This is a genomic window from Brevibacterium litoralis (assembly GCF_040212315.1).
GTDB classification, from domain to species: Bacteria; Actinomycetota; Actinomycetes; order Actinomycetales; family Brevibacteriaceae; genus Brevibacterium; species Brevibacterium litoralis.
The window spans coordinates 34063-58707 of record NZ_JBDIUY010000035.1; the positions used below are offsets into that span (position 1 = coordinate 34063).

Annotated in this window: 19 protein-coding genes and 1 pseudogene; 13 read left to right on the plus strand and 7 right to left on the minus strand. The window is 66.5% G+C overall.

Going from position 1 to position 24645, the window contains the following annotated elements; genetic code table 11:
- Nucleotides 1-15 precede the first annotated feature (15 nt).
- A complete protein-coding gene (locus AAD496_RS12160) occupies nucleotides 16-447 on the minus strand; it encodes a GlcG/HbpS family heme-binding protein (protein WP_349829046.1) in 432 nt (143 codons plus the stop codon).
- On the minus strand, nucleotides 444-1874 hold the full coding sequence (locus tag AAD496_RS12165; protein ID WP_349829047.1) for an FAD-binding oxidoreductase: 1431 nt from the start codon (nucleotides 1872-1874) through the stop codon (nucleotides 444-446). The genes AAD496_RS12160 and AAD496_RS12165 overlap by 4 nt, the downstream gene beginning before the upstream one ends.
- A 341-nt stretch (nucleotides 1875-2215) precedes the next feature.
- Here AAD496_RS12165 and AAD496_RS12170 point away from each other — a divergent pair, with 341 nt between their 5' ends.
- The 6 genes from AAD496_RS12170 (at nucleotide 2216) to narI (ending at nucleotide 12631) form a co-directional block, all read left to right on the plus strand.
- Nucleotides 2216-4018: an L-lactate permease gene (locus AAD496_RS12170; RefSeq protein ID WP_349829048.1), complete on the plus strand. Its 1803-nt coding sequence runs from the start codon at nucleotides 2216-2218 to the stop codon at nucleotides 4016-4018.
- Nucleotides 4019-4387: 369 nt separating this feature from the next.
- Nucleotides 4388-5428 (plus strand): MFS transporter, encoded by a 1041-nt coding sequence (locus tag AAD496_RS12175; RefSeq protein ID WP_349829049.1) that lies wholly within the window; start codon nucleotides 4388-4390, stop codon nucleotides 5426-5428.
- Entirely contained in the window at nucleotides 5425-9288 is a 3864-nt protein-coding gene (locus AAD496_RS12180; protein ID WP_349829050.1) for a nitrate reductase subunit alpha, read from the plus strand. Before AAD496_RS12175 ends, AAD496_RS12180 begins: the two co-directional genes overlap by 4 nt.
- A 95-nt stretch (nucleotides 9289-9383) precedes the next feature.
- Nucleotides 9384-10994, plus strand: coding sequence for a nitrate reductase subunit beta (narH, locus tag AAD496_RS12185; protein ID WP_349829051.1), 1611 nt, complete (start codon nucleotides 9384-9386; stop codon nucleotides 10992-10994).
- Between the two features lie 14 nt (nucleotides 10995-11008).
- On the plus strand, nucleotides 11009-11860 hold the full coding sequence (gene narJ, locus AAD496_RS12190; RefSeq protein ID WP_349829052.1) for a nitrate reductase molybdenum cofactor assembly chaperone: 852 nt from the start codon (nucleotides 11009-11011) through the stop codon (nucleotides 11858-11860).
- A gap of 42 nt (nucleotides 11861-11902) precedes the next feature.
- Complete coding sequence (narI, locus tag AAD496_RS12195; protein ID WP_349829053.1) at nucleotides 11903-12631, plus strand: respiratory nitrate reductase subunit gamma; 729 nt, start codon at nucleotides 11903-11905, stop codon at nucleotides 12629-12631.
- 10 nt (nucleotides 12632-12641) lie between these two features.
- On the opposite strand, the gene AAD496_RS12200 is transcribed toward narI, so the two are convergent.
- Complete coding sequence (locus tag AAD496_RS12200; RefSeq protein WP_349829054.1) at nucleotides 12642-13355, minus strand: NUDIX hydrolase; 714 nt, start codon at nucleotides 13353-13355, stop codon at nucleotides 12642-12644.
- A gap of 180 nt (nucleotides 13356-13535) precedes the next feature.
- On the minus strand, nucleotides 13536-14480 hold the full coding sequence (locus AAD496_RS12205; protein ID WP_349829055.1) for an HpcH/HpaI aldolase/citrate lyase family protein: 945 nt from the start codon (nucleotides 14478-14480) through the stop codon (nucleotides 13536-13538).
- Between the two features lie 304 nt (nucleotides 14481-14784).
- Here AAD496_RS12205 and AAD496_RS12210 point away from each other — a divergent pair, with 304 nt between their 5' ends.
- From AAD496_RS12210 to AAD496_RS12230, 5 genes are all read left to right on the plus strand, one after another.
- The gene (locus AAD496_RS12210; RefSeq protein WP_349829056.1) at nucleotides 14785-15243 is read left to right on the plus strand and encodes a MaoC family dehydratase; all 459 of its coding nucleotides are present in this window, start codon (nucleotides 14785-14787) and stop codon (nucleotides 15241-15243) included.
- A gap of 114 nt (nucleotides 15244-15357) precedes the next feature.
- Entirely contained in the window at nucleotides 15358-16524 is a 1167-nt protein-coding gene (locus AAD496_RS12215) for an acyl-CoA dehydrogenase family protein (protein ID WP_349829057.1), read from the plus strand.
- Nucleotides 16525-16603: 79 nt separating this feature from the next.
- Entirely contained in the window at nucleotides 16604-17350 is a 747-nt protein-coding gene (fabG, locus tag AAD496_RS12220) for a 3-oxoacyl-ACP reductase FabG (protein ID WP_349829058.1), read from the plus strand.
- 431 nt (nucleotides 17351-17781) lie between these two features.
- Nucleotides 17782-18480 carry a type II CRISPR-associated endonuclease Cas1 gene (cas1, locus tag AAD496_RS12225; RefSeq protein WP_349829059.1) on the plus strand — a complete coding sequence of 233 codons (699 nt, stop codon included), beginning with the start codon at nucleotides 17782-17784 and terminating at the stop codon, nucleotides 18478-18480.
- A gap of 524 nt (nucleotides 18481-19004) precedes the next feature.
- Nucleotides 19005-19598: a hypothetical protein gene (locus AAD496_RS12230; RefSeq protein ID WP_349829060.1), complete on the plus strand. Its 594-nt coding sequence runs from the start codon at nucleotides 19005-19007 to the stop codon at nucleotides 19596-19598.
- A 1202-nt stretch (nucleotides 19599-20800) separates the two neighbouring features.
- On the opposite strand, the gene AAD496_RS12235 is transcribed toward AAD496_RS12230, so the two are convergent.
- Nucleotides 20801-21088, minus strand: a complete 288-nt coding sequence (locus tag AAD496_RS12235) for a DUF4913 domain-containing protein (protein WP_349829061.1) — start codon at nucleotides 21086-21088, stop codon at nucleotides 20801-20803.
- 115 nt (nucleotides 21089-21203) lie between these two features.
- Between AAD496_RS12235 and AAD496_RS12240 the strand changes: the two genes are divergently transcribed.
- Nucleotides 21204-21722 (plus strand): hypothetical protein, encoded by a 519-nt coding sequence (locus AAD496_RS12240; protein WP_349829062.1) that lies wholly within the window; start codon nucleotides 21204-21206, stop codon nucleotides 21720-21722.
- A 184-nt stretch (nucleotides 21723-21906) separates the two neighbouring features.
- Here AAD496_RS12240 and AAD496_RS12245 read toward each other — a convergent pair whose 3' ends face one another.
- Together AAD496_RS12245 and AAD496_RS12250 are read right to left on the minus strand one after the other, a co-directional pair.
- On the minus strand, nucleotides 21907-23019 hold the full coding sequence (locus tag AAD496_RS12245) for a hypothetical protein (RefSeq protein WP_349829063.1): 1113 nt from the start codon (nucleotides 23017-23019) through the stop codon (nucleotides 21907-21909).
- Between the two features lie 198 nt (nucleotides 23020-23217).
- Nucleotides 23218-24165 carry a sulfite exporter TauE/SafE family protein gene (locus tag AAD496_RS12250; protein WP_349829064.1) on the minus strand — a complete coding sequence of 316 codons (948 nt, stop codon included), beginning with the start codon at nucleotides 24163-24165 and terminating at the stop codon, nucleotides 23218-23220.
- Between the two features lie 304 nt (nucleotides 24166-24469).
- Between AAD496_RS12250 and AAD496_RS12255 the strand changes: the two are divergent.
- Nucleotides 24470-24625: pseudogene (locus tag AAD496_RS12255) on the plus strand (DUF1016 N-terminal domain-containing protein); the annotation flags it as partial.
- Nucleotides 24626-24645 lie beyond the last annotated feature (20 nt).

Below are 24645 nucleotides of genomic sequence, written 5' to 3' on the forward strand. Positions count from 1 at the left end.
AGTAGGTGGTCGGGATCAGGCGATCGGGTCCGCACCCAGGCGGGTGAGGACGGCGGCGGCGATCTCGGCGTCGACCGGCGGCGGACCACCGGCGACCCCCAGTCCGCCCACGTGCACGCCGTCGAACTGCAGGGGCAGGCCGCCGGCGATGCGGGTGAGAGTGAAGCCCGAACCGTGCTCGAGCGCCTCGGCGAGTTCCGGGACCACGGCGGCGCTGGGCTTGCGGGTCGAGGCCGCGGTCTGGGCCTTGCGGCGGGAGGTCTCGACGGAGTGCGGGGTCGTCCCGTCGGCACGGCCGTAGGCGACCATGCCGAGCGCGGTGTCGACGACGGTCACGGAGACCGGGACACCGACCTTGGCGCCCTCCTCGACGGCGAGGGCGACTGCCTCGGCGGCCTTGGCGTAGGCGATCTGCGGGGTGCTGACGTGGGTGGGGGTGTCGGTCACTGCGGGTCTCCTGTGGCTGTGGGTGCAGGGGATGCGAACTCGGGGCGGGCGGCGAAGACGGACCCGGGATTGAGGATGCCCTGCGGATCGAGGGCGTCCTTGATCCGCTGGTTGAGGTCCATGACGTCCTCGCCGAGCTGGTCGAGCAGCCAGGGCCGCTTCATGCGGCCGATGCCGTGCTCACCGGTGATGGTGCCGCCCAGCGTGATCGCCAGGTCGATGATCTCGCCGTAGGCCTGTTCCGCGCGGGCCTGCATGTCCGCGTCGGTCGGGTCGAACACGACGAGGGGGTGGGTGTTGCCGTCGCCGGCGTGGGCGAGGACGGGCACCGGCACCTCGCGTCGGGCACTGATCTCCGCGATGCCGCTCACCAGGTCACCCAGGCGGGGCACCGGCACGCCCACGTCCTCCAGGAGGATGGTGCCGGTCTTCTCGACGGCGGGGATGGCCATGCGGCGGGCCTGGATGAAGGCCGCGCCCTCGTCCGGGTCGGTCGTCGCGTAGCACTCCGTGGCGCCGTGCTCGTTGCACACCCGTTCGATCTCGCGGATCTCGGAGTGGGCGGCCTCGCCGGCCTCGTCGCACTGGAAGATGAGCATGGCCGCGGCCGATCGGTCCAGGCCCATCCGGGTCTCGTCCTCGACGGCGTTGATGGTCGGCCGGTCCATGAACTCGGCCATGGAGGGGCGCATGGTGCGTGAGACGTCGATGACGGTGGAGGTGGCGGCCTCCAGGGTGGGGAAGGTGGCGACGAGGGTGGTCGGCTGCTTCTGGGCGGGGACCAGGCGGAGGGTCACCTCGGTGATGATGCCGAGCGTGCCCTCGCTGCCGACGAACAGTTTGGTGAGGGAGAGCCCGGCGACGTCCTTGAGCTTCGGTCCGCCGAGCGACACCAGGCGGCCGTCGGCCAGCACGACCTTCATGCCGAGCACGTAGTCGGTGGTGACGCCGTACTTCACGCAGCACAGGCCGCCCGCGTTCGTGGCGATGTTGCCGCCGATCGAGCAGAACTCGAAGGAGGCCGGGTCCGGCGGGTACCACAGGCCGTGGGCGGCCGCGGCCTGCTTCACCTCGTTGTTGATGGCGCCGGGACCGGTGGTGAGGGTGCGGGTCGAGGTGTCGACGGTGATGGTGTTCATCCGGTCGACGGACAGGGTGATCGCGCCGTCGACGGCGGTGCTGCCGCCGGACAGGCTGGAGCCGGCCCCACGAGGGACGATCGAGGTCCCGTTCGCTGCGGCGATCCGCACGACGGTCTGGACCTGTTCGGTCGTCGTGGGCCGGACGACGACCAGTGGCATACCGGGGTTCGGGTCGTTCGCCCGGTCCCGGCGGTAGGCCTCCATGGTGTCGGGATTGGTGGTGAGCACGTCGGCGGGGAGAGCTGCGGTGAGCTCCTCGAGGGTGCGCGCGTCATTGCGTGTCATGCGTGGGAGTGGTCCTTCCGTGGCCGCGGGAACGGAGTGCTCCGGGGTGTGGAGCGCTCCGGGGCGCAGAGAACTGGGTGGGATGAGACTAGCACCACGGATACCGTGAATGGAATTGTGTTTCCATATCGCGGAAATGACCCGTGATGACGAGAGAAAGTCCTGGTCAAGGCCCTTGCCTGGGATCGTGTCGATCCTGTTGTAGGGCTGCTGAGTGCGGTATAGACTTCCGCAGGCAAGAAATCCCGTTCTGTCATGCGGAAAAACTTCTGCGATGCGGAAACCCGGAGGCGACGGCGCCCCCGGAGCGATGCGGCAACGATGCCGCGGATCGGATTCTCATGGACAACCTCGCGGTGGCGGCATTCGTCGCCATATTCCCCATTCTCGTGGCGGGCACCCTCCTCATCGGGTTCCGGATGCCGGCCAAGTACGCCATGCCCATCGGTCTCGTCGTCGCCGCCCTCACGGCGAACGTCTTCTGGCAGATCGGCTGGGTGACCATCGGCGCCTCGGTCGTGCAGGGTCTGCTCGTCGCCATCGGTCTGTTGTGGATCGTCTTCGGTGCTCTCCTGCTCCTGGCCACCGTCACCCGTTCCGGCGCGATCGAGACGATCCGCGCCGGGTTCATCTCGATCTCCCCGGACCGCCGCGTCCAGGTCATCATCATCGCCTGGCTGTTCGGCTCCTTCATCGAGGGTGCCGCCGGTTTCGGTGCGCCCGCCGCGGTCGTGGCACCGCTCCTCCTGGCCCTCGGGTTCCCCGCGCTCGCCGCCGTGATCGCGGGCCTCATCATCCAGTCGACCCCCGTGAGCTTCGGTGCCGTCGGTACCCCGATGCTCACGGGCATCGGCACGGGTCTGGCCCAGGATGACGGCTCGATGTCCCCGGACGTCGCCGCCCGCGCCGCCGAACTCGGTCTCGACCAGGCCGGTTTCGTCGCCCACACGGCCGCCCAGGTGGCACTCATCCACGGGGTCTGCGGTCTCCTCATCCCGCTCGTGCTGTCCTGCCTCATGACGGGCGTCTTCGGCGAACGTCGCCGCCTGGCCGACGGTCTGGCCATCTGGCCCTTCGCGCTCTTCTCCGCGCTCGCCATGGTCGTGCCCTACTACCTCGTCGCCCGGTTCCTCGGCCCCGAGTTCCCCTCGCTCCTCGGCGGCATCATCGGTCTGGCGATCGTCGTGTCCGCGTCGAAGGCGGGCTTCCTCATGCCCAAGGAGTCCTGGGACTTCGCGCCGCGGGAATCATGGCCGAAGGCCTGGATGGGCACCGTCGACCCCGTGGAGGAGGCGGCCCACCTCACCAAGAAGATGTCCCTCGTGCGGGCCTGGGCGCCCTATGCGGTCGTCGTCGTCCTGCTCCTGCTCACCCGCAACATCCCGGCGGTCAAGGACTTCCTCAACGGACCGGTCGTCATCAAGGTGCAGAACATCTTCGGCACCCCGATCTCGCAGGACGTCAATTTCCTGTACTCGCCGGGTGCGCTGTTCATCCTCGCCTGTGGCAGTGCGTACCTGCTCCACCGGATGACGAAGGAGCAGATCGGTTCCTCGTGGAAGATCGCAGGTTCGCAGATCCTCGGTGCGGGCGTGACCCTCATGTGCACGCTCCCGCTGGTCCGCGTGTTCATCAACTCCGGGTCGGACTACAACGATGCCGGTCTCGATTCGATGCCCATCGTCCTCGCCGAGGCGGCCGCCTCGTCCCTCGGTGACTCCTGGCCGATCGTCGCGCCCTTCGTCGGTGCGCTCGGGGCCTTCGTCGCGGGCTCGAACACGGTGTCGAACATTATGTTCTCCCAGTTCCAGTTCTCCACCGGTGTGAACATCGGGGCGTCCTCGCCGGAGACCGTCGTCGCCGCCCAGGCCGTCGGCGGTGCCGCCGGCAACATGGTCTCCGTCCACAACGTCGCCGCGGCCGCCGCGACCGTCGGTCTGCTCGGCCGCGAGGGCGATGTCATCCGCCGCACCGCTCTCCCGATGCTCGGGTACGCGCTGCTCGCCGGTTCCCTCGCCTACATCGGCATCTACGGTCTCGGCGCCAACCCGGGCACGATCGTCCTCGCGATCATCGTCCTCGGTCTCGCCGCCGCACTGTTCGCCATGAAGCGCTCCCAGGGCAAGCCGATCGTCACCGCCTGACGAGGCGCCCAGATGGGATCTCCGACGCAGTCGGATCCTCGGCATCCGGGCCGTGCTCCAGAGGCGCCCGGATGGGATCTCCGACGCAGTCGGACCCCTGGCACCAGGGCCGCGCTCCCGAGGCGCACCGCCGGACCCCGGCCCGCTCCCACCGAGCGGGCCGGGGTCCGGTCTTTCGCACACATTTCCGTGGGCCATTGATGATCGATCCGGTACCAGGTTCCATCACTGGTCGTGCAGGACTCGAAATGAACCTCTGACCTGCGAAGACGTGAGTATTCACCGGTAGGTTCCAGTCGGTGAGGTGAAGTTCTCATCACGGGTGCGTGCTCGACTGAAGTGTGTCCGTCCCTGCCCCTACCGTGTGAGATGTATCCCATCCCCGTGCTCGTCGGCTCGGTCGGGCGCGTGGTCGTCGGGGCGCTCACCGACCGGTTCGGTGGCCGCCTCATGATGCCGACGGTCTCGCTCATCACCATCATCCCGGTCCTGTTCGTCGGGCTCGTGGGGCAATACACCTTCACCACCCTCATCATCGGTGGCTTCTTCCTCGGGGTCGCCGGGACGACCTTCGCGATCGGTGTGCCCTACGTGAACTCCTGGTTCCCACCGGAGTCGCGGGGTTCCGCCGTCGGCATCTACGGCGTCGGCATGGGTGGGACCGCGATCGCCGCCTTCACGACGGTGCCGTTGTTCGAGGTCGGGGACACACTGCCCTTCATCCTCGCGGCCGTCGCGCTCGCGGTGTACGCGGGCCTCGCGTACCTGCTCATGCGCAATGCCCCGGGGTGGCAGCCGGTGCGGAAGAACATCGGTCAGCAGCTGCTCACGGTCGCGGGCATCCCGCTCACCTGGCAGGCCTGCTACCTCTACGCCCTGACCTTCGGGGGATACGTGGCCTTCTCGGTCTACATCCCCACCTATCTCGTGAACGCCTACGAGCTCGACCGGGCCGACGCGGCGCTGCGCATGGCCGGGTTCGTCATCGCCGCCGTCGTCATGCGGCCCATCGGCGGCATCCTCTCCGACCGGATCGGTGCCGCCCGGACGCTCATGGCCAGCCACGCACTCGTCCTCGTCTGCGCGCTCGGTCTGATCCTCGACCCACCCCTCGTCCCGTGGGCGACCGTCCTGTTCCTCGCCATGTCCGTCGGACTCGGCTGTGGCTCCGGCGCCACCTTCGCCCTCATCGCCCAGACCTCGGATCCGGGCCAGGTGGGGTCGATCACCGGCTTCGTCGGCGCCGCCGGTGGCCTGGGCGGGTTCGTCCCACCCCTCCTCCTCGGCTGGTTGTGGCGTGAACAGGGCTCCTACTCCTGGGGTATCACGTTCCTCGCAGTCTTCACCGCCGCCGCCCTGGCGATCGCCTGGTACGTCGGCCACTCCGCACGGAAGCGAGCAGCAGCATGAGCATCGACGAACACACGGCCGCACCCGCCGGCGCCAAGGCGGGTGTCGACAACGCCGCGATGGACGCCCTCATCGGTGTGCGCCGGATCTTTTCGAAGGCGCAGGTCTCCGCCGACAAGCGCGAGGTCCACCACAAGGGTGGGCGCCAGGCCGACGAGTTCTATCGCAACCGCTGGTCGCACGACAAGGTGGTCCGTTCCACCCACGGCGTCAACTGCACGGGCTCGTGCTCGTGGCACGTCTACGTGAAGGACGGACTCATCACCTGGGAGTCCCAGGCCACCGACTACCCGAGCGCCGGCCCCGACATGCCGGAGTACGAACCCCGCGGGTGCCCGCGTGGCGCGAGCTTCAGCTGGTACACCTACTCGCCCACGCGCGTGCGCTACCCCTATGTCCGCGGTGCCCTGCTGCGTCTGTTCCGGCAGGCCAAGCAGGAGGTCGGGGGAGACCCCGTCCGCGCCTGGGAGGCCGTCGTCGAGGACCCCCGGCGCGCCTTCCGGTACAAGGCCTCCCGCGGCAAAGGTGGGCTCGTCCGCGCGACCTGGAACGAGGCGGTCGAGATCGTGGCCGCCGCCTACGTGTACACCGTGAAGACCTACGGACCGGACCGGACCACCGGCTTCTCGCCGATCCCGGCCATGAGCCCGGTGTCCTTCAGCTCCGGTGCCCGGTTCCACCAGCTCATCGGCGGCTCGATGCTGTCCTTCTACGACTGGTACGCGGACCTGCCGCCCAGCTCGCCGCAGGCCTTCGGCGACCAGACCGACGTCCCGGAGTCCGGCGACTGGTTCAACGCCGGGTACCTCATGATGTGGGGTTCGAACATCCCGCTCACCCGCACCCCGGACGCCCACTGGATGACGGAGGCCCGCTACAAGGGCCAGAAGGTCATCGCCGTCTCCCCGGACTACGCGGAGAACGTCAAGTTCGCCGACGAGTGGCTGGCGCCGCACCCCGGCTCGGACGCCGCACTCGCGATGGCCATGGGCCACGTGATCCTCAAGGAGTTCTTCGTCGAGAACACGACGGAGTACTTCGACCACTACGTCAAGCACTACACGGACCTGCCGTTCCTCGTGGAGCTCGCCCCGGCCTCCGAGACGGGCGGGGTCTCCGCCTCGACGCCGGACACCTTCCCAGTCGAGGTAGCGGAGGACGACGCCGCGGGGGCTGCCGGAGGACAGGGCGCCTCGGTGGCGGGGGCCCGGGCGGACGCGGATCCGGACCTGTTGTCCCCGGGCAAGTTCGTCGTCGCGGCGGAACTGCCGGCGGGCATGTCGCCGGAGACGGACACCGAGCACGCCCTGTGGAAGCCGGTCATGTGGGACTCGGTGACCGACGCCCCGGCCGTGCCGAACGGCACGCTCGGGCACCGGTACGCCGAGGACGGCGAGGGCAAGTGGAACCTCGACCTCGGCGACATCCGGCCCACGCTCAGCTTCCTGGAGTCCGCCGACGGGGTACAGGAGATCGAGCTGCCGCGCTTCGACACCGGTGCACAGGGTGAGATCGACACGATCCGGCGCGGGGTGCCCTACCGGGTGCTCGACGGGCGCAGGGTCACGACGGTCTTCGACCTCATGCTCGCCGAGTACGGGGTGGGTCGGCCCGGCCTGCCCGGTGTCTGGGCGGCGGGCAACGACGACGCCACGGTGCCCTACACCCCGGCCTGGCAGGAGCGGATCACCGGTGTGCCGGGGCAGGCGGCCGGGCGGATCGCCCGCGAGTTCGCCGAGAACGCGCGGGACTCGCAGGGCCGGTCGATGATCATCATGGGCGCGGGGACCAACCACTGGTTCCACTCCGACCAGACCTACCGGTCGTTCCTCACCCTCACGACCCTGTGCGGTACGCAGGGGGTCAACGGCGGCGGCTGGGCGCACTACGTCGGGCAGGAGAAGATCCGGCCCTTCACCGGGTGGATCAACATGGCCAACGCGCTCGACTGGTCCCGGCCGCCACGGCAGCAGACACAGACCTCCTACTGGTACATCCACACGGACCAGTGGCGGTACGACCAGTTCGGGGTCGACCGGCTCTCGGCGCGTGCCGGCAAGGGCAAGTTCGCCGGGATGGCGAGTGCCGACGCCGTCGCGCTCTCGGCACGGCTGGGCTGGCAGCCCTTCTACCCGTCCTTCGACCGCAACCCCCTCGACCTCATGGACGAGGCCGAGGCGGCGGGCAAGTCCGGATCCGACCACGTGGTCGACAGCCTGAAGTCCGGGGACCTGAAGTTCGCCGTCGAGGACCCGGACGCGGAGAACAACTATCCGCGCATCTGGTCCATGTGGCGGGCGAACACGCTCGGCTCCTCGGCCAAGGGTGAGCAGTACTTCCTCAAACACCTGCTCGGCGTCGACAACACCGTCACCGCCGAGGAGACCCCGGAGGAGTACCGCCCGCGGGACGTGGCCTGGCGGGACAAGGCCCCGACCGGCAAGATCGACCTGTTGCTCGTCCTCGACTTCCGCATGACCTCCTCGACCCTGCACTCGGACGTCGTGTTGCCGGCGGCCACCTGGTACGAGAAGCACGACCTGTCGACGACGGACATGCACCCCTTCGTCAACGTGTTCAACCCCGCGATCTCCACCCCGTGGCAGTCGCGGACGGACTGGGACACGTGGAAGACGATCGCGCAGAAGTTCTCGGAGTTGGCGCGGGACCACCTGGGGACGCGCAAGGACATCGTCGCCTTCCCGCTCCAGCACGACACCCCCGACGAGGTGAACACCCCGCACGGGAGGGTGCTCGACTGGAAGTACGGGGAGTGCGAACCGATCCCGGGTAAGACGATGCCCAATCTCGTGGAGGTCGAGCGCGACTACACGGCGATCCACGAGAAGTTCACGTCCATCGGCCCGCTGCTGGAGTCGAAGGGCATGACGACCCGGGGCATCACCTACGACGTGAAGCACCACGTCGACCGGCTGCGGAACCTCAACGGGGTGACGACGAAGGGGGCGGGTGCCGGGCAGCCGCGCTTGGAGACGGACCGGCAGGCCGCGGAGTTCATCCTCGGACTGTCGGGCACGACGAACGGGATGATGGCGACGGAGGGCTTCCGCCACCTCGAGAAGCGCACGGGTCAGCAGCTGGCCGACCTGTCGAGCGAGCACGAGGGCAAGCAGATCTCCTTCGCCGACGGCACGGCCGCACCGGTGCCGGTCATCACCTCGCCGGAGTGGTCCGGTTCGGAGACCGGCGGTCGGCGGTACTCGCCGTTCACCATCAACGTCGAGCGGCTCAAGCCCTGGCACACGCTCACCGGGCGCTACCACTTCTATCTCGACCACGACTGGTTCCTGGAGATGGGGGACATGCTCCCGGCCTTCCGACCACCGCTGGACATGAATGCGCTGTTCGGCGAGCCGAAGCCGGGGACCACCGACGGGGAGTCGATCACCGTCCGGTACCTCACGCCGCACAGCAAGTGGTCCATCCACTCGATGTACCAGGAGAACTTCTTCATGATGGCGCTCGGCCGCGGTGGCCAGACCATCTGGATGAGTGTCGAGGACGCCGAGGCCGTCGGCATCGCGGACAACGACTGGATCGAGGCGGTCAACCGCAACGGTGTCGTCGCGGCCCGCGCGATCGTCTCCCACCGCATGCCCAAAGGCACCGCGTTCATGTACCACGCGCAGGAGCGGACCGCGAACGTGCCGATCTCGGAGACGAGCGGCAAACGCGGCGGCATCCACAACTCGCTCACCCGGATCATGATCAAACCGACCCAGTTGGTCGGCGGCTACGGGCAGTTGAGCTTCGCCTTCAACTACTACGGACCCACCGGCAACCAACGCGACGAGGTGACCGTCATCCGACGGCGCCGCGACCAGGACGTCACCTACTGAGGACCCCGACCCCCGTTCCGCCGGCGGAACGGGGAACCGACCCGGCCCTTCGGACGGGCAGGGCGCCTCGGCGACGGGGAGGAAAGGAGAACGACATGCGCGTCATGGCACAGATGGCGATGGTGATGAACCTCGACAAGTGCATCGGCTGCCACACGTGTTCGGTCACCTGCAAGCAGGCGTGGACGAACCGCAAGGGCACCGAGTACGTGTGGTTCAACAACGTGGAGACCCGCCCCGGACAGGGCTACCCGCGCGGTTACGAGGACCAGGAGAAGTGGCGCGGTGGCTGGGCGCTGTCCAAGGGCGGCAAGCTCAAGCTGCGGGACGGCGGCAAGCTGTCCAAGCTCGCCAAGATCTTCTCGAATCCGCGGTTGCCAGGCATCGAGGACTACTACGAGCCGTGGTCCTACGACTACGACAACCTGCTCGGAGCGCCGGAGCAGAAGCACATCCCCACCGCGAAGCCCAAGAGCCTGCTCACCGGCGAGGAGGTGAAGATCGAGTGGTCGGGCAACTGGGACGACGACCTGGGCGGCACCTACGCGCACAAGGCCGACGACCCGATGATCAAGGGCATCGAGGACAAGGTGAAGATGGAGTTCGAGGAGACCTTCATGTTCTACCTGCCGCGCATCTGCGAGCACTGTCTCAACCCGTCCTGTGCGGCCTCCTGTCCCTCGGGTGCGATCTACAAGCGCGAGGAGGACGGGATCGTCCTCGTCGACCAGGAGTCCTGCCGGGGCTGGCGCATGTGCGTCTCCGGCTGCCCGTACAAGAAGATCTACTTCAACCACAAGACGGGCAAGGCCGAGAAGTGCACCTTCTACTACCCCCGGATCGAGAACGGTGAGCCGACGGTCTGTGCGGAGACCTGCGTGGGCCGCCTGCGGTACATCGGTCTGGTGCTCTACGACGCGGACCGGGTGACGGCCGCGGCGAGCGTCGAGGACGAACACGACCTCTACGAGGCGCAGAAGGACCTGATCCTCGACCCGCACGACCCGGAGGTCATGGATGCCGCCGAGGCGGCCGGGATCCCGCACGACTGGATCATGGGCGCGCAGAAGTCGCCGGTGTACAAGATGATCAAGGAGTACGAGATCGCGCTCCCGCTCCATCCGGAGTACCGGACGATGCCGATGGTCTGGTACGTGCCGCCCATGTCGCCGGTCGTCGACGTCGTCAAGGACACCGGCTACGACGCGGAGGACCACGTCAACCTGTTCGCCGCGATCGACGAGCTGCGGATCCCGCTGGAATACCTGGCCAACCTCTTCACCGCCGGGGACGTGGACGTGGTCTCCGACGTGCTCAAGCGGATGGCGGCCATGCGCTCGTACATGCGGGACATCAACCTGGGCAAGGACCCCGACGAATCGATCCCGTTGTCGGTGGGCATGGACCCGGAGGAGATGTACGAGATGTACCGCCTCCTGGCGCTGGCCAAGTACGACGAGCGCTACGTCATCCCGGCGGGACACTCGGAGTCGGCCCACAGCCTCGAGGGGATCGGCGTCGACTGCCCGCTCAACTCCGACGGCGGCCCGGGCATGCAGGACGTCCCCGGGTTCGACGGGGCACCGGTGGAACCCGGTGGCGCGCAGGACCGCGGGGCGCTCAAGGGCCGCGTGAACCTGCTCAACTGGAACGGCGCCGGGCGACCGGACGGACTGTTCCCCACACCCGGACCGGCCGGGGCCTGAGGACCGGGGACGTCATGGCCTTCAACCCGATCGCGTTCTTCTCCAAGTGGAAGAAGCAGGCCGCCGGTCTGCGCGCCGAGGACCTCACCGGCGGCACCCTGTCCACACAGGTGCCGCTCGACGACATGCAGGTCCGCGGGGTGTGGACCGCCGCGTCCTGGCTCATCACCTATCCGGACGAGGGTCTGGACGACGCGTTGCCCGCGGTGCGCCGCCTGGTGTCCGGGCTGCCGGGACCGGTGCGGACCTTGTTCGAGGTGACCCTGTCCGCCATCGACTCGCGGGACCGCTACGACCTGCGCAGCGAGTACGTCGACACCTTCGACACCCGGAAGAAGGGGTGCCTGTACCTCACGTACTTCGCGAACGGGGAGACCCGCCGGCGGGGCATGGCGCTGCTCGACTTCAAGGAGACCTACCGGGCCGGTGGACTGGAGGTCTCGGAGGACGAACTGCCGGACCACCTCGTCACCGTCCTGGAGTTCGGCGCCGGGCACGACCTGGCCGCCGGGGTGGGGCTCGTGCTGAAGAACCGCGCGGGGCTCGAACTGCTGCGCATGCACCTGGACGACATCGACTCGCCCTGGGCACCTGTCGTGCAGGCCGTGTGCCTCACCCTGCCGGCCCTCGACGGGGACGACCGGACGGCCATCGCCCGGCTGGCCTCGGAGGGACCGGCGGAGGAGTCCGTGGGCCTGGCCGACGGGGTGCTCGACATGCCACCGGCCGATCTCACGCCCTATGCCGTCGACGGCTCCGGGTGTGGCGTGCCGGGCATGGACGGTGGCGGTACGGCGTCCGGTGGGCCCGGTGGAGCGGGCACGGCCTTCGTGCCGCTGGAGGAAGTCGGAGTACTCCGACGATGAATGGACTGCGACGATGAACGGACCGAGACGATGAACGAGGCCATGGAACCCACGACCCTGCAGGTCGTCATGTGGTTGATCGTCCCCTACCTGTGCCTGGCGGTGTTCGTGCTCGGACACGTGTGGCGCTGGCGGTACGACAAGTTCGGCTGGACCACCCGGTCGAGCCAGATCTACGAGTCCAAGCTGTTGCGGATCGCCAGCCCCCTGTTCCACTACGGCGTGCTCGCCGTGTTCCTGGGACACGTGGTGGGTCTGGGCATCCCGAAGACGTGGACGGCCGCCGTGGGGATCACGGACGGTGTCTACCACTTCATGGCGATCACGATCGGGCTGGGAGCGGCCGTCGCGACGATCGCGGGCCTGGCGATCCTGGTCTACCGCCGTCGCCTCAACCGACGGGTGTTCGGGTCGACGACGGTGTCCGACAAGATCATGTATTTCATGCTCGCGCTCGTGATCCTGGCCGGGACGTACTCGACGATCGTCGAGAGCGCGATCGGCCACTACGACTACCGCGAGGGGATCAGCATCTGGTTCCGCCAGTTCTGGGCGTTCCAGCCGGACGTGTCCCTCATGGCCGCGGCCCCACCCGGGTTCCAGGTCCACGTGTTCGGCGCGATCCTGCTCTTCGCGTTGTGGCCCTTCACCCGCCTGGTGCACGTGTTCGCGGCCCCGCTGGGCTACGTGTTCCGGCCCTACATCGTCTACCGCTCGAAGGACGAGGTCCGCCAGCCCACCAAGCGTGGCTGGGAACGTATTGATTTCTAGCCCGGCGAGGTCAGCCGACCTTGCCGGGAACCTTGGGGCGGACGGGTTCGATGGTCCGCTCGGCGGCCATGATCGCGTCGACCGACCCGAGCGCGTGGATCTCGTTCATGAGGACGAGGGTGGGGCGCATGAGCTTGAGGTTCCCGGCCTCCTCCTCGGCGAGGACGTACTCCGTGGACAGCCACTCGGAGGTGTGCGCCTCGGTCGTCTGGTGTTTCATGTCGCCGATCTCGGCGCCGCGGGCGACGAAGAAGAAGGTGTCGAACCGCTTGGTGCGGCCCGGGGGCGTGATCCAGTTGGCCCAGGGCTTGAGCTTCTCCGGGGCGAGGACCGCGCCGGTCTCCTCCTGGACCTCCCGCTGGGCGCAGGCGAGGATGACGGACTCGAAGCCCGGGTTCTCCGCCACGGAGCTGAGCTCCCAGGCCTTCGCATGTGCCGCCGCGACCTCCGTGGTGAGTCCGAGGGCCGCTCCGGCCTCGTGGTCCTGCGGGTCGACGCGCCCACCGGGATAGACGACGACGCCGGCGGCGAAGTCCATGGTCGACACACGGTGCTGGACGAAGACCTCCAGACGGCCCGAGGCGGAGTCCGCGCCGTCGCGCAGGACGATGACGCTCACCGCCGGCCGGACCGGGACCTCCTGACCTTCCGGCACGATGTTGCGCGCCACGTCGCTGCCCAGGCGGTCCGAGGGGTCCGTGCCGTCGTCCTTCACTTCACGCATGTGTCCACTCCTGTGTCCGTGGGTGCGCGCACGCCCTTGTCCGCGCACCGGCTGTGGCCTCCACCCTAGACCGAACAATCGTTCAGTGGGAGGGGTGGGCGCCGGACGGGTCGGCAACGAGTGCCCGGTCGACGGTTCTGGAGCGCCCAGTGGACGGGTAGGAAGCGCCCAGTGGACGGTTCAGGCACGGGCGAGGATCCGCTCGGCCCTCTTGAGCACCGGTGCGTCGACCATCTTGCCGTCCACGCTCACCGCCGCACCGTCCGCGTCACCCGCGGCCTCGACGACCCGGCGGGCCCAGTCGACGTCCTCCGCGGAGTCGGCGAACTTCTCCTCGATGACGGGCACTTGCCGCGGGTGGATGGCGAGCTTCCCGGCGAAGCCCAGGTCCCGGCCGCGGGTGGCGGAGGACTCGGTGGCGCCCGGGGTGGAGAAGTCCGCGCAGGGGCCGTCGATCGGACCGGGCATCCCGAAGGCCCTGGCGGCGAGCACCACGCGGGACCGGGCGTGGAGGAGCTCGATCTCCTCGGCCGTGACGCGGGCGTCGAGTTCGAGCGCGAGGTCGTAGTTGCCGAAGGCCAGACGGTCGACCAGGCCGCCCTGTGCGAGCGCCTCGGCGCGCACGATCCCCACGGGGGTCTCCAGTAGCCCGACGAGGTACGGGGTGCCGGCACCCGCCTCGCGGAATGCGGAGCGGATGGCGACGAGCGGAGCGTCCTCGGCGGTCTTCGGCAGCATGACACCGAAGGGGGCATGGTCGTCCTCCGCGGGCGAGGTGCCCTGCCCACCCGTGCCCGCCGTCTCCTTCGCCACCGCGGCCAGGGCCGCGACGTCCTGGGCGAACCAGGGGGAGTCGGACTGGTTGGTGCGCACGAGGACCGCGGCGGGCGCCTCGGCGTCAGAATCCCGGGCGAGGGTGTCGGTGTCGGTGGTCCGGTCGCGGGTCCGCAGCCAGTCGACGATGGCCGTCCGGGCGGTGTCCTTGTCCGCCGGGGCGACGGCGTCCTCGAGGTCGATGACGATCGCGTCGGCACCGGAGGTGAGGGCCTTGTCGAACCGGTCGGGGCGGGCCGCGGGCACGAAGAGCAGGGTGCGGGCGGAGTCGAGTGCGGTGGAGAGGGTCATCGCGGGGTCGTCCTCGTCGTCGGGGAACTGTGGGTGGGCCGCCGAGGGACCACCGGTGGGCCGTCGGGGAACCGTCGGGCGGAGGCCGGTGGCGGGTCGTTCGGTGGCAGAGTATGCGGTGGCGGTGTGGTCCCCACTACCGCCTCAACCGTACTGCGGCTAGACTAATGCCGAAATCACGAATAGTCCTCGGGTCATTACTGTCATTAATGGTATGAATTGCCTGTCTCGATCGTTCGGTGAACGGACGCCCGAGACCAGGACAGTCCCCCGGGACACCGCGACACGAGAAGGAGTACACGCAATGGTGCGCGTCATCAACGGAGCAGCAGAACTCGAGACCCTCGTCGGCCAGGAGCTGGGCGCCAGCGAATGGACCCAGATCACCCAGGAGCAGATCAACCTGTTCGCCGATGCCACGGGCGACCACCAGTGGATCCACATCGACGAGGAGAAGGCGAAGGCGGGTCCCTTCGGCACGACGATCGCCCACGGCTTCCTCACGCTGTCGCTCCTGCCCGCCCTCGGTGCCCAGATCACCGACATCCAGGGCATGAAGATGAAGATCAACTACGGCCTCAACAAGGTGCGGTTCGCCACCCCCGTGCCCGCCGGTTCCAAGGTGCGCGTCGTCTCGACCCTCAAGGAGGTCGTCCGCAAGGAGTCCGGCATCCAGGTCGTCCAGACGAACGTCATCGAGGTCGAGGGCAAGGACCGCCCGGCCTGCGTGGCCGAGGCCGTCACCCTCATGGTCGAGGCCTGAGCCCACACTCATGGTGGCGGGGTCGGTGAACGCCGCGCGCCGGTGAGAACCGGCCCCGCCACCGCAGGTGCACACCCATGCCGGGCACATCCTCCGGCCAGCAGAAAGAGAACAATGGACGATTCCGACCTCACAGAAATCCTCTCCGCCGTCCGCGAGTTCGTCGCCGAGCAGGTGATCCCGCGCGAGCTGGAGATCGAGGACAACGACGCGTTCCCGGAGGACATCATCGAGGCCTCGAAGGAGATGGGCCTGTACGGCTGGGCCATCCCGGAGGAGTTCGGCGGCCTGGGGATGAACGCCTACCAGGACGCACTGCTGGCCATGGAGCTCGGCTACACCACGCCCTCCTTCCGGTCGCTGTTCGGCACGAACAACGGCATCGCCGGTCAGGTCCTCGTCAACTACGGCACCGACGAGCAGAAGGCCGAGTGGCTGCCCAAGATCGCCTCCGGTGAGGTCGTCGCGTCCTTTGCGCTCACCGAGCCCGACGCCGGCTCCGACCCGTCCGGCCTCACCACCAAGGCCGTCAAGGACGGCGACGACTACGTGATCAACGGCGCCAAGCGCTTCATCACGAACGCCGCCATGTCCGACGTCCTCATCACCTTCGCCCGGACGGACCCGAACGCCACGGGCTCCAAGGGCATCTCCGTGTTCCTCGTGCCGACCGCGGCCGAGGGTGTCACCGTGGGCCCGCACGACAAGAAGATGGGCCAGGCCGGTGCCTGGACCTCGGAGATCTTCTTCGACGACGTCCGCGTCGCGGCGTCCGCCCTCATCGGTGGCGAGGAGGAGAAGGGCTTCTACGCCGCGATGGCCTCGCTCAACAAGGGCCGTCTGCACATCGCCTCGATCTGCGTCGGTCAGGCCACCCGGGTGCTCGACGAGATGATCGAGCACTCGAAGGTCGCCAAGCAGGGCGGTCGCCCGATCGGTGACTTCCAGCTCGTCCAGGCCCACATCGCCGAGTCCTACACCGAACTGCGTGCGGCCCGCGCCATGGTCCTCGAGGCCGCGCAGCGTTGGGACGACGGCTCCGACAAGAAGATCGGCCCGTCCTCCTGCAAGCTCTTCGCCTCGGAGATGCTCGGCCGCGTCGCCGACCGTGGCGTCCAGGTGTTCGGCGGCATGGGCTACATGCGCGAGACCACCATCGAACGCTTCTACCGGCACGCACGCCTGTTCCGGATCTACGAGGGCACCTCGGAGATCCAGAAGATCGTCGTCGCACGTCAGCTCAACAAGGGCGCGGGTGCCGCACTCAGGGAGATGCGCTGATCCGACGCGGGTTACCCGCACTCGGACCAGCCTCCGCACATCACCTCCCCACAGGACTGAAGGAACAGGAGTCACGCTCATGGGTCAGCTTCTCGAAGGCCGTACCGCCGTCATCACCGGAGCCGCACAGGGTCTGGGTCTCGCCATCGCCAAGGCCTTCGTCGCCGAGGGCGCCAATGTCGTCCTCGGTGACCTCAACGAGGACGCCGTCAAGGAGGCCGCGGCCTCGCTGGACGTCGGCGACCGCGCCGTCGGCCAGGCCTGCAACGTCGTCGACCTCGGCCAGGTGGAGGCACTCTGCCGGACGGCCGTCGACACCTACGGTTCGCTCGACGTCATGGTGAACAACGCCGGCATCACCCGCGACGCCACCATGCGCAAGATGACCGAGGAGCAGTTCGACCAGGTCATCGCCGTGCACCTCAAGGGCACGTGGAACGGCCTGCGCACCGCCTCGGGCATCATGCGCGACCAGGAGAAGGGCGGCTCGATCATCAACGTGTCGTCGATCTCCGGCAAGGTCGGCATGCTCGGCCAGACCAACTACTCGGCCGCCAAGGCCGGCATCGTCGGCATGACGAAGGCCGCCACCAAGGAGGTCGGCTTCAAGGGTGTCCGCGTCAACGCCGTCCAGCCCGGCTTCATCAACACCGCGATGACCGCCGCCATGCGTCAGGACGTCATCGACGCCAAGCTCGCCGAGATCCCGATGGGCCGCGCCGGCGAGCCGGAGGAGGTCGCCTCGGTCGTCCTCTTCCTCGCCTCCGACATGTCCTCCTACATGTCCGGCACCGTCCTGGAGATCGCCGGCGGCCGCCACATCTGAGTTCCGGTACTCCCGGGTGGCTCCCCGCCGCCCTCCCCGACGCCGAGGCGCCCGCACCGTTCGCATGGAACGGTGCGGGCGCCTCGGCGTTGTTTCGGGGGTGTGGACAGCGGGGGAGCACTGAGTGTTCGTAGCCCGATCGAGTCGTCGCGGAATCCCGAAATCGGGCCGTCCGACCTGTGTTCTGTGAACACAGGATCCGGCTTCGACCACTCGATGGCTCTCGATCCCTGCGTTCGTGGGTCGAGGTGGACGACCTTTTCGTCGTTTCACAGGGCATATGTCTCGCCGTCATGCACGACTACGAGACAAGAGCCCCGTCGAAATGCATCGACCTCGCAGTCCCGGCAGCCGCAGGTGAGTCGACCTGGCCGGACATGTCCGTCCGTTTCGCTCGGTGGCGCGAGTCGTCCGGTGGTGACGACTGAAAGTTGGGCGTCCCGGTTCTCCACGCGGTCGTCGCGTCGCCGTGGGCGGAGAACTCCCGGTTGGCGCACAGGCAGATGATCCAGGCAGCCGTGGACCGGGGAGTCCACGCTCAGGTGTGGCAGGAGATCGTCCGCGCGAAGGTTCGCGGACAAGCGGCAACGCTCTCGGTACGGAAGCCGCGTCTGGGGAAATCCGTCGGTGCCTTGGTAGCGGAAGTCGGGCACGGTGACATGACCAATGTCGAGGGGCGCGCTGCACGAGAGTATTTCGACGGTCTGTGGGGAAAGAAGTTCGTGCGGGACCACGACGGGGGAGACCGCGTGAATGCCCTGTTGAACTATGGATACGCAATCCTCCGGTCCTCGGGAATTCGAGCGGTCAACGCGGCCGGCCTCGTTCCCTCCTTGGGGATCTGGCATCGGCATCGGGCCAATGCATTCAATTTGGTCTCCGATCTGATGGAGCCGTTCCGACCGGTTCTGGACCATGTGGTGCGGAATCTTCCGGGTACTGCGAAAGTGACTCAGGTGGAGACCAAGAAGGCGCTGGCGGGGGTTCTGGAGATTCCCTTCGGTTCCGAGGGAAGAACTGTGGCCGACGAATTACTGGCGCTCGCCCTGCGGTACGCGAGGTTCATCGAGGGGGAGCGGCAAGGATTCCACGTCGACCACTGGGCACCTTTGGAGGGTGGCGATGAGTGACGGACGTTGGCTCCTGGTGAGCTTCGAGCTGCCGACCAGGAGCAAGTCGGATCGGTCGGAACAGAGGCGGTGGGTGAGGTTGCTCCGCGACAGTGGGTATCACCTCGTCCACTCGACGTTGGCAGTGCGGTACGCACGTTCACGAACGAGAGCGACCACGGAGGTGCGTCGGCTACACGAGGAGTTCCCAGACAAAGGTACGATTTATGTGAACACGCTGGGAGATGCAGCTTTCGGGAGGGCTGGGGTGCGCAGCGCGGGCGAGCCCGCTCCGCTCCCAGAGCGGCCTGAGTTGCTTCGTGTCATTATGTGACGAGCAAAACCCCAGGTCAAGACACGTTGACATAAGCGACACTATCGGTGGGGTTGCCACCCACCACCTGGCCGACCACGGTGCAGGAACGGCCTTCAACGGTTACCAGGACGCGATCACGCACGCAGTCGAGAACCGGAAGGGTTACGCCCAGGAGGCAGCGTCGCAGCATTCCGCGCACGGTGTACACGTACGTGAACCCGAGCAGGTCGTGAACCTCGACGCAGCCACCGCGCACGACGCGGAGGCGGACCTCCTGCAAAACGCGGCCGATCAGGAACGCGGATACTCCCAGGAAATCCGAGAGGCCGCGGCTGCCGAGGCTGAGGAAGCGGGGATGCAGCCAGAGGATTACCTCGACCACCTCGACGAAGCGGAACGGGAGTCACTGCTTGACGAATCCCGACGCGGGATCGAGGACTCGATGGACCGTGACGAACGCATCGAGAAGGTTTCGACGGCCGCGGCCGCCGAAGATCGAGCCGAGACCTTTGAACACCGCGCCGATCTGGAACGCGATGCCGCGGCAGACGCTCGGGTCGAAGCGGAGATGGACCGCGGTCACAGCAGCGAGACTCCTGCGGTCTCCGCGGCCCACTCCGCGGAGATGAACCGACACCTGGAGACGGTCGCCGCGACGTCTCCAGAGGCCCAGAACGCGATCGACGCACGCAGGACTGCATTGCTCAACGTGCCCGAGAACGCAAAGGGATCGTTCAAGGACTCCTTGAATGCCAAGACCCAGCCGAAGAAGGGCGTGAACCGTCAACAGAAAGCCGGACGGGAGATGGAACGGACCTGGTAAAGCGTCGACACAACAGGTGCGAGGATGGCTTTCAAAAACTCGCATTACCGATACGACAGATTCCTCAATGACGCCTTTGATTAGGAATGTGGTTGATCCAGATTTTGTAGGTAAGCGTTGTCGGCCTTTCTTCTTCGATGAGAAACGATCATTCCACCGATCACGCCGACGAGTATGAGAGAAATTCCTGCCCAGAAAGGATAGGCAGGGATAATGTCATACGTTGTATGCGTAGATTCCCATCGTCCTTTGATATTGATATCACAAGTGATGGAAGGTGGAATGTATCCCGAGTCTAACGATCCGCCGCCTCCTTGATCCAACTGCATTCCCTTGGGTGGTTTGGGGCAAAAGTCCGTAGAAAGAAATCCGTCTCTTACCGAGGCTGCATACAAAAACTGCAAGGCCCATGAAGACATGACGATGACGACGCCCGATATTATTGTGACGGTGCGCCAGATTTGACGCCCTTGCATCATCCTCACTTCCCACCTCCAATATTATCCGAGGATATCTTGCAAAGCCTTCGGCTGCTTATCTGCAAACTGATCCCATGAAAAATAGGTGGGAGTCTCCCATCGGCGATCTGGGTTAAGCAAGAGCATATTCGTCCCCCCTCCCATAGCGCTATTATCCCACACGTTTCCAATGGGCTCAGTCAGACCCATGCAGTTCGTGTTGGCGCGCCCAATACAGTTGTTTCCAACAAATGATGAGGCTGCTGAAATGTGACTCCACGAATTGTTCCCTTTCGGAGTCCTAATTCGAACGAACATCCGTTGATTCTGAACCTGACCCGCTTCGCCCCCGCCATACTTCGGAATGAGCTTTGGCTTTCCAAGCCCGAAACCAATAGCGCCCTTTCGGCAAGGGTCGCTGAGGTGATTCGTGTCGAGATAGGGCTCGATCTTGCTGTTCTGTGTCGAAGTCAATCCTTCATTGAAGATATACAGGCCAGTGGCTCCTTTCATGGAAGCTTGCGCCCAGTATTTATCGTCCGTGTCGCTCGGACATGCTGGACGCAAGATTGACTTGGAAAGATTGTAGTTCCACTGGTATAGATCTACTTCAAATCCCCACTGGTCGTAGAGTCGAATGAGATTATTTTGATTTATCCATTGTATTTCAAAGGTCAGCTCCCTCTGGTCGTTAACGTCATCTTCTGTCTTTATGACACTCCAATTCTTGTGGCAGATCCTCTGTCACTGGGGGAAGTCGAACAAGCCCGGTGGGGGCGGAGCCGACGGCAGCTGCGGAAGCCGATCCTGCTGCACCCTGCCGGGAGAGTACCGTGCGAACGGTCCGTCCTTCGACAGGATCACGTTCATCATCGGATCGAGGTAGTCGCGGAAGAACGCGACCAGGCCCGGCCCTCCCTCCAGCCGCATCTTCTCCCAGGACAACCACAGTGCCTCGATCCGCTGCACAACCTCGGAGTACTCCCACCAGTTGACATAAGCGACACTATCGGTGGGGTTGCCACCGTACATCGGGCTAGAACTCTTCCGCAGGATGACGGACCGCCCCGACGTTTCCGTGCAGGACCACCTCGACGGGATCCGTGAGGTCATGTGGCGTCCTGTACTCATGCTTCCACGCGGGTTCGTGCTCACCGGTGATTCTTCCTGGCTGAAGGCACTGCGGGAGTACGTGACCAAGGGGTTGGTGGCGCTGGCTCCGGGGACTGAGATCCGCAGTGCCCGGGATCTGTTGGACAACTCCCGCGAGCCAGGGGTGAACGGTGTCTTCTTCATCTCGGGACAACAGTCCGCAGTCGGGCCCAAGGCGGAGGGGTTGATCGCGCACACCGCGGACATCGTCACGCGGCTGGCGCAGAAGGGGTACAACACGCGAATCTTCGTGTGGGAGTCGCGGGTCGCGCCCATCCTGAATCCGGCACGCCGGCACCCTCCTGCCCACCCGCGCTCGCACCGAGCTCTCGACCGGGCTTTCCAGAGCGCCACCGGTGTCGGCCGGGTCATCACCGAAGGCCCGGGGGTACCGAACTTCGTACGGCCGAGCGACGTCGAAGTGTCGCACCCGAAGGGCATGATGCCGACGGTGCACGGGCTGATGAATGTCGTGAAGTTGCTCGGAGGGAACAACCGCTGGGAACCATTGTGACCGCGGGGGCGGTCGTCGTGGGCCGGTCTCACCCGGGCGGATAGCTTGATCCCGCAGTGGTCAGGCAACGTCTTCGGTGACATGAGAAAGTTGACGGCATTGCACGAGCCGGGGCGGCCGCGAGGGCGCCTCGGCTCGTTCGGTTGTGGGACCGGTAACGCTGCGAGTCCTGCTGTTCTGCCGCTCAGCGAAGGTCGGGAAATGGCTCCCACTCGACCGATCCACCCAGCGACCGGTGGAGGGCGATGAGGCCGTCGAGGGTCGGTTGTATCCAGGGCGAGACCTTTTCGATGTCACGGCTCTCGATCGTGGGGAATTCAGGGGCGAATGGACGAAGTGCCGCGTACGGGCCCTGATCGTCCTCGGTGATCTCGCTCCGGCTCCATGGGAAACTCGTGTCCGCTGCCATGACCGCGGCGCGGTCCCACAAGACGACCCGGGAGTCGGGGCATTGCGCGTGCAGGTGATTCACAACGTTGATGAGGGCCTCCACGATATGCGCGTCGGCGGGCGCATTACTGCCGGTCCGCGTGATGTAGCACGCGCGGGTGATGGAAGACGGGATGCGACCCGCGACGATGTCCTTGCTCGTACACAGATGGATGTTCGGCCCGAGTGAGACGATCCCCCTCTGCGCGTACTCCTGCACTGTGCGCAGCCAGTGGGACGTTCCCGAATAGACAGTCGGTTCCGGCGCGTCGAAGACAGGCCGTCCCGAGGTCGCCAGAATGTCGTGGAACACCTCGAGCGCGTCGGCCGCAGGATTCTCGATGAGCGACATGAGAAGACGGAGACCGTACCAGGACGGGTGGCCTCCGGCATCGACGTGGAGGGCACTCGACCAACGGTCGTGCAGGAGCCCCTGCAGGCTGATGGTCGCGTCGCCGCACTCGGCCTCGGTCTCGGCGAGGTTCCATGTGGGGTGCCGATAGGTTCCGTCGACGACGTAACGTCCCTCGCGACGGTTGTGCATCTCTCTGCCGGCGAGGCTCCAGAAGATGAACCGGCATGACGGATTCGCACGGCGGATCGCATGCAGGGCAGACACGCCACGGCCGTACACGGCGCTGTCGGTCTGCGGATCGATGACGCTCTGATCGATGCCCTTGAACGCGAGCGGATGGTCCGGGGCGTGTACCGAACGGTTTCCGATCCGCGGGTCCGGGACGACGAAGACCGCCTTCGTGTCGGTTCGTGCGAAACGGTGCTCGAGGTATGTGGGTGCGAAGACCGCCTCGCCACTGTTGCTGTGCCAGGTCACCTCTACCGCAGGAGCGTCGATCTGTCCGGTTCTCATCGCATTCTCGAGTGAGAGGCAGTGAGAGTTCCCGGCGACTGTGGTGGGAGAGGTGTGCAGTGTTCTTACCTTTGCGTCTGCTTCAGCGGGACATGTGATTCCCGGAATTGTGTTCCGGCTCGAGGTGACCCTATCCGTGTGTTCTGAATGTCCGATCAGACCCCTGGCGCTCTGGGCGGGCTTTCTCATATCGGTCGTTCAGCCGCGGGCCGCTGCCTGCTCGCGCTCCGGCTCGTCACCCGGCGCGGTGTCGGGTGTGTGGGGCGCCTCGGCGTCGGTGTGCTTCTCCCGGAGAACTGCCCGGACGGACCAAACCACTGCGGCAGCCCACACGGCGATGATGAAACCGTAGACCACGTACAACGGAGTGCCGGCGAGGCCGATGAGGTCGCTCGTGAGCAGGGTGCGGGCGTTCGTGAGGATGATGAAACCGCCGACGATCGAGCCGAGGAGTCGCGGCGGGACGACCCGGACGAGGAACGCCGCGATCGGAGCGGCGACGAGGCCGCCGGCGAGCAGGGCGAGCACCCACGTGAGCGAGATGCCCTCCGTGCCGATGCCGATGAGGAAACCGACGGAGGCCGCCACCGCAACGAGGAACTCCGAGGTGTCGATCGAACCGATGACCTTCCGGGGCTCGATCTTCCCGCTCGCCAGCAGCGCGGGAGTGCCGACCGGACCCCAGCCGCCGCCGCCCGTGGCGTCCATGAAGCCGGCGACGACACCGAGGGGCATGAGGAAGCGCCGACGCAGGGGCGTGGTGTCCTTCCGCTGGGGGAGGCCGCGGAGGGTGAAGCGGGTGAGGACGTACGCGCCGAGGCACAGGAGGATGATCGCCATGAGCGGCTCGGCGACCTCGGTGGACAGGTTCGAGAGGACCGTGGCGCCGAGGAATGCGCCGATCGCTCCCGGGATGCCGATCCGGCGGACGACCTTCCAATCGACATTGCCGAACTTCCAGTGCGCGGCACCGGAGGCGAGGGTCGTGCCGATCTCCGCGAGGTGGACGGTCGCCGAGGTCATCGCCGGGCTCAGGCCGACCGTGAGCAGCAGGGTCGTCGACGTGACGCCGTACGCCATGCCGAGGCTGCCGTCGACGAGCTGTGCGCCGAAGCCCACGAGGGCGAGGAGAACGAGTGTGCGCATGGTGGAGTCCTAAGGGTTGGGCGGTCCGGGCGGGTTCGGTGCCGGTGGTGCTGTCGCAAGGCTGAGAGCGGTCGGCGACGCCGTGTTTCCGCCTCAGCCGATCAATTGGATGCATCCGACCGGATAGATAGGAAAAGAGTACGCCCGGGTGTGGTGAAGCGCCAGTACGGCGTGTGGAGGTGAGCGGTGGGGTCTCACGGGGATGTCGGGCGCACCTACGGTTCCGGTCGTGTGGATGAGTGAGTAGTCCCTGGTGAGATCATTACGCGACTTCCACAGGGCGGATTGAAGGGAAGTGCCGCCCGTGCTGCGGGTCCAACACCAGGCGAATCGGGAGTTGCTGACTCTGTGGTGGCGGATCGGAAAGACGATCCTCGAGCGGCAAGCGGAACAGGGGTGGGGTACCAAGGTGCTGGAGCGGCTCGCGGAGGATCTGCGCACAGAGTTCCCTGAGATGAAGGGTTTTTCGGTTGACATAAG

What these genes read in the sequence shown, in the direction of transcription:
- AAD496_RS12165 (WP_349829047.1), bottom strand. Translation starts at nt 1,874, where the DNA reads ATGACACGCAATGACGCGCGCACCCTCGAGGAGCTCACCGCAGCTCTC.
- AAD496_RS12170 (WP_349829048.1), top strand. Translation starts at nt 2,216, where the DNA reads ATGGACAACCTCGCGGTGGCGGCATTCGTCGCCATATTCCCCATTCTC.
- AAD496_RS12175 (WP_349829049.1), top strand. Translation starts at nt 4,388, where the DNA reads ATGTATCCCATCCCCGTGCTCGTCGGCTCGGTCGGGCGCGTGGTCGTC.
- AAD496_RS12180 (WP_349829050.1), top strand. Translation starts at nt 5,425, where the DNA reads ATGAGCATCGACGAACACACGGCCGCACCCGCCGGCGCCAAGGCGGGT.
- narH (WP_349829051.1), top strand. Translation starts at nt 9,384, where the DNA reads ATGCGCGTCATGGCACAGATGGCGATGGTGATGAACCTCGACAAGTGC.
- narJ (WP_349829052.1), top strand. Translation starts at nt 11,009, where the DNA reads ATGGCCTTCAACCCGATCGCGTTCTTCTCCAAGTGGAAGAAGCAGGCC.
- narI (WP_349829053.1), top strand. Translation starts at nt 11,903, where the DNA reads ATGGAACCCACGACCCTGCAGGTCGTCATGTGGTTGATCGTCCCCTAC.
- AAD496_RS12200 (WP_349829054.1), bottom strand. Translation starts at nt 13,355, where the DNA reads ATGCGTGAAGTGAAGGACGACGGCACGGACCCCTCGGACCGCCTGGGC.
- AAD496_RS12205 (WP_349829055.1), bottom strand. Translation starts at nt 14,480, where the DNA reads ATGACCCTCTCCACCGCACTCGACTCCGCCCGCACCCTGCTCTTCGTG.
- AAD496_RS12210 (WP_349829056.1), top strand. Translation starts at nt 14,785, where the DNA reads ATGGTGCGCGTCATCAACGGAGCAGCAGAACTCGAGACCCTCGTCGGC.
- AAD496_RS12215 (WP_349829057.1), top strand. Translation starts at nt 15,358, where the DNA reads ATGGACGATTCCGACCTCACAGAAATCCTCTCCGCCGTCCGCGAGTTC.
- fabG (WP_349829058.1), top strand. Translation starts at nt 16,604, where the DNA reads ATGGGTCAGCTTCTCGAAGGCCGTACCGCCGTCATCACCGGAGCCGCA.
- AAD496_RS12235 (WP_349829061.1), bottom strand. Translation starts at nt 21,088, where the DNA reads ATGTACGGTGGCAACCCCACCGATAGTGTCGCTTATGTCAACTGGTGG.
- AAD496_RS12245 (WP_349829063.1), bottom strand. Translation starts at nt 23,019, where the DNA reads ATGAGAACCGGACAGATCGACGCTCCTGCGGTAGAGGTGACCTGGCAC.
- AAD496_RS12250 (WP_349829064.1), bottom strand. Translation starts at nt 24,165, where the DNA reads ATGCGCACACTCGTTCTCCTCGCCCTCGTGGGCTTCGGCGCACAGCTC.